Raw genomic sequence first — 12,466 nt, 5'->3', positions numbered from 1 at the left:
GCAGTAGTGGTGGAGCCAAGCGGGATCGAACCGCTGACCTCCTGCGTGCAAGGCAGGCGCTCTCCCAGCTGAGCTATGGCCCCGTATTTCTACAGGCGTTTCCCACACAAAATTGGTGGGTCTGGGCAGATTCGAACTGCCGACCTCACCCTTATCAGGGGTGCGCTCTAACCAACTGAGCTACAGACCCAATTTCGGGCTGCTTCTTTCGTCTTCTTCAATGAATCAAGCAATTCGTGTGGGAGCTCATGAAGCAGCTGCGGTCGTCGATTAAGGAGGTGATCCAGCCGCAGGTTCCCCTACGGCTACCTTGTTACGACTTCACCCCAGTCATGAATCACACCGTGGTAACCGTCCCCCCGAAGGTTAGACTAGCTACTTCTGGTGCAACCCACTCCCATGGTGTGACGGGCGGTGTGTACAAGGCCCGGGAACGTATTCACCGCGACATTCTGATTCGCGATTACTAGCGATTCCGACTTCACGCAGTCGAGTTGCAGACTGCGATCCGGACTACGATCGGTTTTGTGGGATTAGCTCCACCTCGCGGCTTGGCAACCCTCTGTACCGACCATTGTAGCACGTGTGTAGCCCAGGCCGTAAGGGCCATGATGACTTGACGTCATCCCCACCTTCCTCCGGTTTGTCACCGGCAGTCTCCTTAGAGTGCCCACCATAACGTGCTGGTAACTAAGGACAAGGGTTGCGCTCGTTACGGGACTTAACCCAACATCTCACGACACGAGCTGACGACAGCCATGCAGCACCTGTCTCAATGTTCCCGAAGGCACCAATCCATCTCTGGAAAGTTCATTGGATGTCAAGGCCTGGTAAGGTTCTTCGCGTTGCTTCGAATTAAACCACATGCTCCACCGCTTGTGCGGGCCCCCGTCAATTCATTTGAGTTTTAACCTTGCGGCCGTACTCCCCAGGCGGTCAACTTAATGCGTTAGCTGCGCCACTAAGAGCTCAAGGCTCCCAACGGCTAGTTGACATCGTTTACGGCGTGGACTACCAGGGTATCTAATCCTGTTTGCTCCCCACGCTTTCGCACCTCAGTGTCAGTATCAGTCCAGGTGGTCGCCTTCGCCACTGGTGTTCCTTCCTATATCTACGCATTTCACCGCTACACAGGAAATTCCACCACCCTCTACCATACTCTAGCTCGACAGTTTTGAATGCAGTTCCCAGGTTGAGCCCGGGGCTTTCACATCCAACTTAACGAACCACCTACGCGCGCTTTACGCCCAGTAATTCCGATTAACGCTTGCACCCTCTGTATTACCGCGGCTGCTGGCACAGAGTTAGCCGGTGCTTATTCTGTCGGTAACGTCAAAACACTAACGTATTAGGTTAATGCCCTTCCTCCCAACTTAAAGTGCTTTACAATCCGAAGACCTTCTTCACACACGCGGCATGGCTGGATCAGGCTTTCGCCCATTGTCCAATATTCCCCACTGCTGCCTCCCGTAGGAGTCTGGACCGTGTCTCAGTTCCAGTGTGACTGATCATCCTCTCAGACCAGTTACGGATCGTCGCCTTGGTGAGCCATTACCTCACCAACTAGCTAATCCGACCTAGGCTCATCTGATAGCGCAAGGCCCGAAGGTCCCCTGCTTTCTCCCGTAGGACGTATGCGGTATTAGCGTCCGTTTCCGAGCGTTATCCCCCACTACCAGGCAGATTCCTAGGCATTACTCACCCGTCCGCCGCTCTCAAGAGGTGCAAGCACCTCTCTACCGCTCGACTTGCATGTGTTAGGCCTGCCGCCAGCGTTCAATCTGAGCCATGATCAAACTCTTCAGTTCAAACATCTTTGGGTTTTGAGAAAACCCTAAACTTGGCTCAGCAATCGTTGGTTACATCTTTGATTTCTCGCGGAGTAACTTGTGATGCTGATAATCTGTTGACTAGCAGTCTGACTCCACAAGCACCCACACGAATTGCTTGATTCAGTTGTTAAAGAGCGGTTGGCTGAGTCTTTCGCCTCAACCGAGGCGCGCATTTTACAGCGCCCCGTGCATCTGTCAAGCGGTTATTTTCAGAAGTTTTCAAAGTTTCCTTTTCAACTTCAACCACTTGCGCTTCCGATCTCTCGTTAGCGGGAGGCGAATTCTACAGCGTTACTCGCTGCTGTCAACACCTCTTTTTCACCGCTTTCGACCGAGAAGATCGAACCGCACATAGAGCCAAACAACACTGCTCTACCTGCTCCTTCCGGACTTCGATGAACTGAAGCCCTGCGCCTTCGAAACCTACTTAACTCGTTGAATCTCAAGGAGTTTTCCGTTTCGACTGCGCCGGAAGTGGGGCGAATTATAGACTTCCAGAATCTGCCGTCAACCCTTAATTTCGCTTTATTCAGATTTCAGCGTAATACGGGCGAAAGCCTTCTTGCCGGCCTGGCATACATGAGTAGAGCCCAGCTCATATATATAGGTGCGATCCACAACCTCACCATCTATACGCACGCCACCCGAACCCAGGAGATCTCGCGCCACCGCCGCATTCTTGACCAGGCCAGCCTTATTAAGAACCGCCGCGATTGGCATATTCTCAGCCGCAGTCAACTCGATCTCCGGCAGATCATCCGGCAGCTCGCCATCTTTCATACGATTACCCGCCGCACGATGAGCATTGGCCGCAGCCTCCTCACCATGGAAACGCGCAACGATCTCTTCAGCCAGCTTGATCTTGATGTCCCGCGGGTTGGCCCCGGCCTCTACATCAGCACGGAACGCATTGATCTCATCCATGGACCGGAAGCTCAACAGCTCGAAGTAACGCCACATCAGCACATCAGGAATGGAGACCAGCTTGCTGTACATGACGCCCGGCGCTTCCTGGATGCCCACGTAGTTGCCCAACGACTTGGACATCTTCTTCACGCCGTCCAGACCTTCCAGCAATGGCATGGTCAGGATGCACTGCGCCTCCTGACCATAACCACGCTGCAACTCACGCCCCATCAACAGGTTGAACTTCTGGTCGGTACCGCCAAGCTCAACGTCAGCGCGCAACGCGACCGAGTCATAACCCTGAACAAGCGGGTAGAGGAACTCATGGATGGCGATTGGCTGATTGGTTGTATAGCGCTTGTCGAAATCATCGCGCTCGAGCATGCGAGCCACGGTGTACTGGGACGTCAGGCGAATGAAATCCGCCGGCCCCATCTGATCCATCCAAGTGGAGTTGAATGCCACTTCGGTCTTGGCCGGATCAAGAATCTTGAAAACCTGAGTCTTGTAGGTCTCGGCGTTATCGAGAACCTGCTCGCGGGTCAGCGGCGGGCGCGTCGCACTCTTCCCGCTCGGATCACCGATCATGCCGGTGAAGTCCCCTATAAGGAAGATGACCTGGTGCCCCAGATCCTGGAACTGGCGCAGCTTATTAATAAGCACGGTATGACCCAGGTGCAGATCGGGTGCCGTCGGATCGAAGCCAGCCTTGATACGCAGCGGCTGCCCGCGCTTGAGCTTTTCGATCAGCTCGGACTCGACCAACAGTTCTTCCGCACCACGTTTGATCAGCGCTAGCTGCTCTTCAACCGACTTCATAACAGACCCGTAAGGCTCAGATTCAAAGGGCCCCAACCATACAAGATCGTGCACCAAATACAAGGTTTGCCCGGCGCACGGACGCCGATCCACAGAACAGAGCATTCGCGGGCTTGCTTCGCAGGGGTTTTGGTTATATTTTATACAGTTATTTCATCTTCATCATGTCATTCATCTTTTCCAATTCATCTTTTCAAAAGTCAAAATTACTTATGACCACAGAACCGTCTAAAGCGCCGCCGCTTTACCCAAAGACCCACCTGCTTGCCGCCAGTGGCATCGCAGCCCTCCTAAGCCTGGCGCTCCTGGTGTTTCCCTCCAGCGATGTTGAAGCCAAAAAGACGACTCTGAGTCTTGAACTGGAAAGCCCTGCTGAACAACTGACACAAGAACAAGACGCCGCCGAAGCCGTTCAAGCCACAAACGAACCGGCCGCCTCTCCTTTTGCGCAGATTGAAAGCAGCCCGGAAGACACTGCCCAGGCCGCCGCTCCGGTAGAAGCGCCTGTCGTGGAAGAAAAGAAAGGACCGGAACATCGCGAAGTGATTGTTGCCAAGGGCGACACGCTTTCCACCCTCTTCGAAAAGGTTGGCCTGCCCTCCACATCGGTCCACGAAATCCTGGCCAGCGACAAGCAAGCCAAGCAGTTCACTCAACTGCAACGCGGTCAGAAGCTCGAATTCGAACTCAATCCAGATGGACAGCTGAACAATCTGCACACCAAGCTGAGCGACCTGGAAAGCATCACCCTGACCAAAAATGACAAGGGTTACGTATTCAACCGCGTCACCGCCAAGCCTACCGTTCGCTCGGCCTATGTCCATGGTGTCATCAACAGTTCATTGTCCCAGTCAGCTGCCCGCGCCGGCCTTTCCCATAGCCTGACCATGGACATGGCCAGCGTCTTCGGCTACGACATCGACTTCGCCCAGGACATTCGCCAGGGTGACGAATTCGACGTCATCTATGAGCAGAAAGTGGTCAATGGCAAGAGCGTCGGCAACGGCCCGATCCTTTCCGCGCGCTTCACCAACCGCGGCAAGACATACACCGCGGTGCGCTACACCAACAAACAAGGCAACAGCAGCTACTACACCGCCGACGGCAACAGCATGCGCAAGGCATTCATCCGTACACCGGTTGATTTCGCCCGCATCAGCTCGAAGTTCTCCGCCGGCCGCAAGCATCCGATCCTGAACAAGATCCGCGCCCATAAAGGTGTCGACTACGCAGCCCCCCGTGGTACGCCCATCAAGGCGGCCGGCGACGGCAAGGTATTGTTGGCCGGACGTCGCGGCGGTTATGGCAATACCGTGATCATCCAGCACGGCAACACCTATCGCACGCTGTACGGCCACATGCAGGGCTTCGCCAAAGGCGTGAAGACTGGCGGCACCGTCAAGCAAGGCCAGGTGATCGGATACATCGGTACCACCGGGTTGTCCACCGGACCGCACTTGCACTATGAGTTCCAGGTCAACGGCGTCCATGTCGATCCGCTTGGCCAGAAGTTGCCGATGGCCGATCCGATCGCCAAGGCCGAGCGCGCGCGTTTCCTGGCGCAAAGCCAACCCTTGATGGCTCGCATGGATCAAGAGAAAGCCACCATGCTGGCCTCGAGCAAGCGCTAAGCCATGGCGCTCTATATCGGTGTGATGTCCGGGACCAGCCTGGATGGCTTGGATATCGCACTGATCGAACTGGCCCCGGCGATCAAATTGATTGCCACGCACTACATCCCCATGCCCGCCGCCCTGCGCGCCGAATTACTCGGACTGTGCAGCAGCGGGCCCGATGAAATCGCCCGCTCTGCCATTGCCCAGCAAAACTGGGTAAAGCTGGCCGCCCAGGGTATCCATACCCTACTCGACGAACAGAAACTCAAGCCTGAAGACATCACGGCGATTGGCAGCCACGGCCAGACCATCCGCCATGAACCAGCCCGTGGGTTTACCGTGCAAATCGGCAATCCGGCCCTGTTGAGCGAATTGACCGGCATCGCCGTCGTCAGCGATTTCCGCAGCCGTGATGTTGCCGCTGGCGGACAAGGCGCCCCACTGGTACCGGCGTTTCACGAAGCACTGTTCGAAGAACGAGCTGGTAATCGTGCCGTATTGAATATCGGTGGCTTCAGCAATCTCAGCCTGATAGAGCCCGCAAAACCTGTAGCCGGTTTCGACTGTGGTCCAGGCAACGTCTTGCTCGATGCCTGGATACATCAACAACGAGGCGACCATTTCGACCGTGACGGCCAGTGGGCTGCCAGCGGGAAAGTCGAGCCAGCCCTGCTCAAGGCACTGCTCAGCGATCCGTTCTTCGTCACCAAGGGGCCGAAAAGTACTGGCCGCGAGGTATTCAACCTGCCTTGGCTGAGCCAGCATTTGTCGCAGTTGCCAACCTTCGCCCCGCAAGACGTACAGGCGACGTTGCTCGAACTGACCGCCCTGACCATCGTCGAATCACTGCAGCATGCCCAATCGAATACCCAGGAGTTGCTGATTTGCGGCGGCGGCGCGCACAACCAGGCGCTCATGAAACGCCTGGCTGAGTTGCTGCCGGGTACCAAGGTCAGCAGTACGGCGGTGTATGGCGTGGACCCGGATTGGGTCGAAGCCATGGCTTTCGCCTGGCTAGCCCATTGCTGCCTTGAAGGCATTCCGGGCAATCGGCCGAGTGTCACTGGCGCCCGTGGCTTGCGCGTACTCGGCGCCATCTACCCGGCCTGAGATCAGGATTACGGACAAAAAAACGCCGCAGGACCGTAAGGCACTGCGGCGTTTTTATTGGAGCTGTCTCAGATCGAGAACGAAGAACCGCACCCACAGGTCGTGGTGGCGTTAGGGTTCTTGATCACGAAACGCGACCCTTCCAGACCTTCCTGATAATCCACCTCGGCACCTGCCAGGTACTGGAAGCTCATCGGATCGACCACCAGGCTGACCCCTTCGCGCTCGACGATGGTGTCGTCTTCAGCCACTTCCTCATCGAAAGTGAAGCCATACTGGAAACCGGAACAACCGCCACCCGTAACAAATACGCGCAGCTTCAAACGATCATTGCCCTCTTCATCGACCAGGCTCTTCACCTTGTGCGCGGCACCGTGGGTGAATTGCAAAGCCGTGGGGGTGAAGGTTTCGACGCTCATGCTGAATATCTCCCGGCGCTTACGCCGCCATAATGCGTGATGGCGGGCATTATCCGCTTCTCCTACAAAATCGGTCAACTATTTGCGGAGCTGCGGCAAACTGCTTTTAAGGCAACATCCCCGCATGGGACAGCCCCAGGCGCTCATCCAGGCCGAACAGGATGTTCAGGTTCTGCACCGCCTGGCCGGACGCGCCCTTGACCAGGTTATCGATGACCGACAATACCACCACCAGGTCACCGTCCTGTGGGCGATGCACGGCGATCCGGCAAACGTTCGCACCGCGCACGCTGCGGGTCTCTGGATGGCTGCCAGCGGGCATTACATCGACAAACGGTTCGTTGGCGTAACGTTTTTCAAACAATGCCTGCAGGTCCACCGAACGATCGACGACGGTCGCATAGAGGGTGGAGTGAATGCCACGAATCATCGGCGTCAGGTGCGGCACGAAGGTCAGGCCGACGTCCTTGCCCGCAGCCCGGCGCAACCCCTGGCGAATTTCCGGCAGGTGGCGATGCCCCTTGACCGCGTACGCCTTCATGCTTTCCGACGTCTCGGAATACAGCGAGCCGACACTGGCGCCACGCCCGGCGCCGCTGACCCCGGATTTGCAGTCGGCAATCAGACGCGAAGTATCGGCAAGACCGGCCTCAAGCAACGGCAAGAAGCCCAACTGTGTCGCGGTCGGATAGCAACCCGGTACGGCGATCAGTCGAGCCTGCTTGATTTTCTCGCGATTGACTTCCGGCAAGCCGTAGACCGCCTCCTCGAGCAACTCCGGCGCACCGTGGGGCTGACCGTACCATTTGGCCCACTCATCGGCGTCCTGCAGACGGAAGTCCGCCGACAGGTCGATCACCTTGGTCCCGGCGGCCAGCAGTTCACCGGCCAGGGCGTGGGCGACACCGTGGGGCGTGGCGAAGAACACCACATCGCAGGCACCGAGGGTCTTGACGTCCGGAACGCTGAACGCCAGGCCGTCGTAATGGCCGCGCAGGTTCGGATACATGTCGGCGACGGCCAGGCCGGCCTCGGATCGGGAAGTGATGACCACCACCTCAGCCTGCGGATGCTGTGCCAGAAGACGCAGCAGTTCGACACCGGTGTAACCCGTGCCGCCGACGATACCGACCTTGACCATAAACCTGCCCTCAACGAACCCACTGGAAAGCCGTCGATAATAGGGGCCGCAGGGCGTTGCGACAACCGTCAAGGTGACGTGTGGCCGCTCTAACCTCTACTATCGGGCTACCGTGAATCGAGGAATAACTAAAAATGCTCTATCTGTGGCTCAAAGCACTTCACATTGTCAGCATGGTCTGCTGGTTCGCCGGCCTGTTCTACCTGCCTCGCCTGTTTGTCTATCACGCCCAAAGCGAAGACAGTGTCAGCAAAGAGCGCTTCAGCGTCATGGAGCGCAAGCTGTACCGCGGCATCATGGGCCCGGCGATGATTGCCACTTTGGTATTCGGCATCTGGTTGCTCAGCCTCAATGCCGGCGCCTACTTCACCCAGGGAGGCTGGATGCACGCCAAGTTGACCCTGGTCGTGCTGCTGATCGGTTACCACCATATGTGCGGCGCCCAGGTAAAGCGCTTCGCCCGTGGCGAAAACACCCGCAGCCATGTCTTTTATCGCTGGTTCAATGAAGTGCCGGTTCTGATATTGCTGGCTATCGTAATTCTGGTCGTCGTTCGACCGTTCTAACCTCCAATCAGCATCCATTTCCGGGGTACTTCCCATGTCGTTGCCCGCTCTGCTTGAACAACGCTTGCGACTGCCCGTCGTGGCGGCGCCAATGTTCCTGATTTCCAATCCACAACTGGTGCTGGCCTGCTGCCGCAATGGCATTGTCGGCAGCTTTCCGGCGTTGAACCAACGCGAAAGCAGCGGCTTCAAGGCCTGGCTGGAAGAAATCGAAGCAGGCTTGGCAACCCTGGAAAACCCGGCGCCCTACGCGGTAAACCTGATTGTTCATCACAGCAATCCGCGACTTCAGGCCGACCTGGCCATCTGCATCGAACACAAGGTGCCGATTGTCATCACCAGCCTGGGTGCGGTGAAAGAGCTGGTGGACGCGGTTCACGGTTACGGCGGCCTGGTGTTCCATGACGTGACGACCCGACGGCATGCCGAGAAAGCCGCCGAAGCCGGTGTCGATGGCTTGATCGCCGTTGCCGCTGGCGCAGGCGGGCACGCCGGGACCTGGAGCCCGTTTTCACTGATCGCCGAGATCCGGCAGTTTTTCGATAAGACCCTGCTGCTGGCAGGATGCCTGAACCACGGCCATCAGATCTTGGCCGCACAATTGCTCGGCGCGGATCTGGCCTACTTCGGTACACGCTTTATCGGTACGAGCGAAAGCCACGCACCTGACGCTTATAAAGAGATGTTGCTCACATCCAGAGCCGCAGACATCGTGCATACTCCTGCTGTATCCGGGGTACCGGCCAGTTTCATGCGCCAGAGCCTGGAGAACGCCGGTTTCGATCTGGCCGCCCTGCAGAACAAAGGCGCCGTGGATTTCGGCTCGAAACTCAAACCGCTGAACGATGAAGCCAAGGCCTGGAAAACCGTATGGTCCGCTGGCCAGGGCGTGGGTGAAATCGATGATTTGCCCAGTGTCGATCAGTTGGTGGCACGCCTGGATGAAGAATACCGTCAGGCACAAGCCCGGGCGACGCAGCTTGGCGGGCAATGGCCCCGCTGAATCAGCCTGAACAAAACAACCAATCAACTTATTAGAGACAAGGATGCCAGGCATGAGCGAAACCCGTTTCAACATCGTATTCGACGGCGGCCTGATGCCGGGCGTCGATACCACCACCGCCAAACTCAACCTCGCCGAGCTGTTCAAAAGCGATGTCAGCGCCATTGAACGGCTGTTCACCGGTCGCAAGGTAGCCCTCAAGAGCAACCTGTCCCAGAGCGAGGCGCAGCAGTACCTGGAAGCGCTCAACAAGAGCGGAATCGATGCCAGGATCGAAGCCGAACCCGTTGTCCAATTGAACCTTGGCGAGGTACAGGAGGCACCACGGCAACCGAGTGGACGCCATCCCGATTCGATCGTCGAGCCTGTCTCGCCATACGCGCCTCCCCGCGCCCAAGTCGGTGAAGCGCTTGCCGAGTACGGCACACTCAAGCCCTTCAGCTTCGATGGGCGTATCGGCCGTCTACGCTACCTGGCCTGGACCATGGTGTTGACCCTGGCCCTACTGCCCCTGGTCGGCATAGGCTTCTGGTTGGCCACGGCCTGGCTGCTGGCTTCCGACTCGGTCGCGGGACTCATCGTCGGCGGCCTGCTCGCCGCAGTCGTCGTGCTAGCCTTTGCCTTCGTGAGCATCCAGTTCAACGTCCAGCGCCTGCATGATCTCGGTTGGTCGGGATGGTTGTGGCTGATCAACCTGGTTCCATTCGTGGGCAGCATCTTCCCCTTCATCCTCATCATCGCTCCGGGCAATACCGGCGCAAACCAGTACGGCCCCCCGCCGCCGCGCAATACCACAGCGGTCAAATTGCTGGCCTCGCTCTGGCTGGTGATGATCGTCCTGATTTTCATGGCCACCTTCGCCGGCATCTTCGGAGCCCTTCAGGAGGACTACGACAGCAGCAGCCTGAGCAGCTATGAAAGCAGCGAATCCAGCAACGAAACCTCTGAAGAGCCCGCCGTCGAGGCAGCCGAGCCCGCTCCGCCTTCTGTAGACTATGAAGAAGAGGAACAATAAGCGCGCTTCATGCCGGTGACAGCCCAGTCAACTGGCGGCGGGCTGTTGCGATGGAGAACTGCATGACCCGTTACGCACTGATCACTGGCGCTTCCAGCGGTATCGGCCTGGCCATGGCCGAAGCGCTGGCCCGGCGCGGCCGCAACCTGATACTGGTGGCTCGACAGCGTGATCGGCTGGAAAGTATTGCAATCGAACTGACTCAGCGGTTTGGCGTGGAAGTATTGTTCCGGGCCTGTGACCTGGGCGAACCGCTGAGGCTTTCAGGCTTTCTGCTGGAACTGGAGGAAGGCGAGCGACAGATCGATCTGCTGGTCAATTGTGCTGGCATCGGCACCAGCGGGCCGTTCCTGGGCCAGGACTGGATGACCGAGCAGGACCTGATCGAAGTCAACATCCTCGCCCTGACACGGCTTTGTCACGCCGTCGGTAATAGCATGGCGCTGCTCGGCGGCGGCCAGATCCTCAACGTTGCCTCGATCGCCGCCTTCCAACCCGGCCCCTGGATGAGTACGTACTACGCCAGCAAGGCCTATGTACTGCACTTTTCCGAAGCCCTGCGAGTTGAACTGAAGAAATGCGCGATCAAGGTCTCGGTGCTTTGCCCTGGGCCGACCCGGACCGGCTTTTTCGCCAGGGCGCAGATGGACGAACAGAAACTCATCGACAGCAAGTTGCTGATGAGCCCGGAGGAAGTTGCCCTGTACGCCGTACGCGCACTGGACAAGAACCGCGCCATCATCATTCCTGGACGCCGCAATCGCTGGCTGGCCGCACTGCCGCGACTGGGATCGCGATGGCTGGTCCGGAACATCGCCGGCATGATCAACAAGGCTTATTGCCCGCGCTGATCCCTTCACGTTGAACAACCAGGCGCCTAAACCGGAGCCTTCATGACATCGGACCTCGACGAACCCAATGGAGAAAACAGCCGTGGATACTCTGTTTACCAAGATCATCAACCGGGAAATCCCGGCAAAGATCATCTACGAGGATGACCAGGTACTGGCCTTCCACGACATCGCCCCGCAAGCCCCCGTGCATTTTTTGGTCATTCCGAAAAAACCGATCCGTACGCTCAATGACCTCACCGAAGCAGACAAGGGCCTGGCCGGGCACATTCTGTTCACTGCCCAGCGCCTGGCGCTGGAGTTGGGCTGCGAAGAAGGTTTTCGCGTGGTGATGAATTGCAATGAACTGGGTGGGCAGACGGTCTATCACATTCATATGCATGTGCTGGGTCAGCGCCAGATGCACTGGCCGCCGGGCTGATAGCCCTGACCCAACGCAAATCTTCGGCGGCCGATTGGGTTAAACTGGCCGCCGTGATTTTTCCCGGAGGTAAGCATGACTACCCAACGTCACTACTCGCCGATTGACCGTCTGTTGCTGCAAGCCGATACCGCGATGCGCACCCTGCTGCCCTTCAGTGGCCAGCCGTACCGCCCATCACCGGCTATCGTGCAGCCGGACGCGCAACTGAGTGACGAGCAAACCCGCCACGTCGCCGGCCTGATGCGTATCAACCACACCGGCGAAGTCTGTGCCCAGGCGCTGTATCAGGGCCAGGCGCTGACAGCGAAGCTGCCCCAGGTGCGTGAGGCAATGGAACACGCCGCCGAGGAAGAAATCGACCATCTGGTCTGGTGTGAACAACGCATTCGCCAGCTGGGCAGCCACACCAGCGTCCTGAACCCGCTGTTCTATGGGATGTCATTCGGGATCGGCGCCGTCGCCGGCCTGATCAGCGATAAAGTCAGCCTCGGCTTCGTTGCCGCGACCGAGCATCAGGTGTGCAAGCACTTGAACGAACACCTGGAGCAACTGCCGGCCGAGGATGAAAAGTCCCGGGCGATCCTCGAGCAGATGCGCGTGGATGAAGAACACCATGCCGAAAGTGCGCTTGACGCCGGCGGCTTCCGTTTTCCGGCGCCGGTGAAGTTCGGCATGAGCCTGCTGGCCAAGGTCATGACCAAGAGCACTTATCGGATTTGACGCCATTGCAACACCAATGAAAAAGGCGACTTCCAGCGGGAGTC

The 12,466-nt window shown here is 57.8% G+C and carries 11 protein-coding genes, 2 tRNA genes and 1 rRNA gene; 8 read left to right on the top strand and 6 right to left on the bottom strand.

Annotation, left to right across the window (positions count from 1 at the left end; genetic code table 11):
* Positions 1-7: 7 nt before the first annotated feature.
* The 4 genes from AO356_RS14545 to tyrS all read right to left on the bottom strand — a co-directional run bounded on the left by AO356_RS14545 (position 8) and on the right by tyrS (position 3,557).
* Positions 8-83 (bottom strand) — tRNA-Ala (locus AO356_RS14545).
* 30 nt (positions 84-113) lie between these two features.
* A tRNA-Ile gene (locus AO356_RS14540) sits at positions 114-190 on the bottom strand.
* 81 nt (positions 191-271) lie between these two features.
* A 16S ribosomal RNA gene (locus tag AO356_RS14535) occupies positions 272-1,808 on the bottom strand.
* 549 nt (positions 1,809-2,357) lie between these two features.
* A complete protein-coding gene (gene tyrS, locus AO356_RS14530) occupies positions 2,358-3,557 on the bottom strand; it encodes a tyrosine--tRNA ligase (protein WP_060740387.1) in 1,200 nt (399 codons plus the stop codon).
* 212 nt (positions 3,558-3,769) lie between these two features.
* Between tyrS and AO356_RS14525 the strand changes: the two genes are divergently transcribed.
* Together AO356_RS14525 and AO356_RS14520 are read left to right on the top strand one after the other, a co-directional pair.
* Positions 3,770-5,188 (top strand): peptidoglycan DD-metalloendopeptidase family protein, encoded by a 1,419-nt coding sequence (locus AO356_RS14525; protein WP_060740386.1) that lies wholly within the window; start codon positions 3,770-3,772, stop codon positions 5,186-5,188.
* Between the two features lie 3 nt (positions 5,189-5,191).
* Positions 5,192-6,283 carry an anhydro-N-acetylmuramic acid kinase gene (locus tag AO356_RS14520; RefSeq protein ID WP_060740385.1) on the top strand — a complete coding sequence of 364 codons (1,092 nt, stop codon included), beginning with the start codon at positions 5,192-5,194 and terminating at the stop codon, positions 6,281-6,283.
* A gap of 68 nt (positions 6,284-6,351) precedes the next feature.
* Here AO356_RS14520 and erpA read toward each other — a convergent pair whose 3' ends face one another.
* Together erpA and argC are read right to left on the bottom strand one after the other, a co-directional pair.
* Positions 6,352-6,702, bottom strand: a complete 351-nt coding sequence (erpA, locus tag AO356_RS14515) for an iron-sulfur cluster insertion protein ErpA (RefSeq protein ID WP_003177727.1) — start codon at positions 6,700-6,702, stop codon at positions 6,352-6,354.
* Positions 6,703-6,808: 106 nt separating this feature from the next.
* Complete coding sequence (gene argC, locus AO356_RS14510) at positions 6,809-7,843, bottom strand: N-acetyl-gamma-glutamyl-phosphate reductase (RefSeq protein ID WP_060740384.1); 1,035 nt, start codon at positions 7,841-7,843, stop codon at positions 6,809-6,811.
* Between the two features lie 134 nt (positions 7,844-7,977).
* Here argC and hemJ point away from each other — a divergent pair, with 134 nt between their 5' ends.
* From hemJ to coq7, 6 genes are all read left to right on the top strand, one after another.
* On the top strand, positions 7,978-8,409 hold the full coding sequence (gene hemJ, locus AO356_RS14505; RefSeq protein WP_003206117.1) for a protoporphyrinogen oxidase HemJ: 432 nt from the start codon (positions 7,978-7,980) through the stop codon (positions 8,407-8,409).
* A gap of 34 nt (positions 8,410-8,443) precedes the next feature.
* Positions 8,444-9,412, top strand: coding sequence for an NAD(P)H-dependent flavin oxidoreductase (locus AO356_RS14500; RefSeq protein ID WP_060740383.1), 969 nt, complete (start codon positions 8,444-8,446; stop codon positions 9,410-9,412).
* 52 nt (positions 9,413-9,464) lie between these two features.
* Complete coding sequence (locus AO356_RS14495) at positions 9,465-10,427, top strand: DUF805 domain-containing protein (RefSeq protein WP_060740382.1); 963 nt, start codon at positions 9,465-9,467, stop codon at positions 10,425-10,427.
* Between the two features lie 62 nt (positions 10,428-10,489).
* Complete coding sequence (locus AO356_RS14490) at positions 10,490-11,278, top strand: SDR family NAD(P)-dependent oxidoreductase (RefSeq protein WP_060740381.1); 789 nt, start codon at positions 10,490-10,492, stop codon at positions 11,276-11,278.
* Between the two features lie 82 nt (positions 11,279-11,360).
* Positions 11,361-11,699 carry a histidine triad nucleotide-binding protein gene (locus AO356_RS14485; protein WP_060743122.1) on the top strand — a complete coding sequence of 113 codons (339 nt, stop codon included), beginning with the start codon at positions 11,361-11,363 and terminating at the stop codon, positions 11,697-11,699.
* 75 nt (positions 11,700-11,774) lie between these two features.
* Positions 11,775-12,422, top strand: a complete 648-nt coding sequence (coq7, locus tag AO356_RS14480; protein WP_060740380.1) for a 2-polyprenyl-3-methyl-6-methoxy-1,4-benzoquinone monooxygenase — start codon at positions 11,775-11,777, stop codon at positions 12,420-12,422.
* The last annotated feature ends 44 nt before the right edge of the window (positions 12,423-12,466 follow it).

The sequence above is a fragment of the Pseudomonas fluorescens genome (assembly GCF_001307275.1).
GTDB classification, from domain to species: domain Bacteria; phylum Pseudomonadota; class Gammaproteobacteria; order Pseudomonadales; family Pseudomonadaceae; genus Aquipseudomonas; species Aquipseudomonas fluorescens_AA.
Note: the sequence above shows the minus strand (reverse complement) of the source record. Positions and strands in the feature narration are given on the sequence as shown.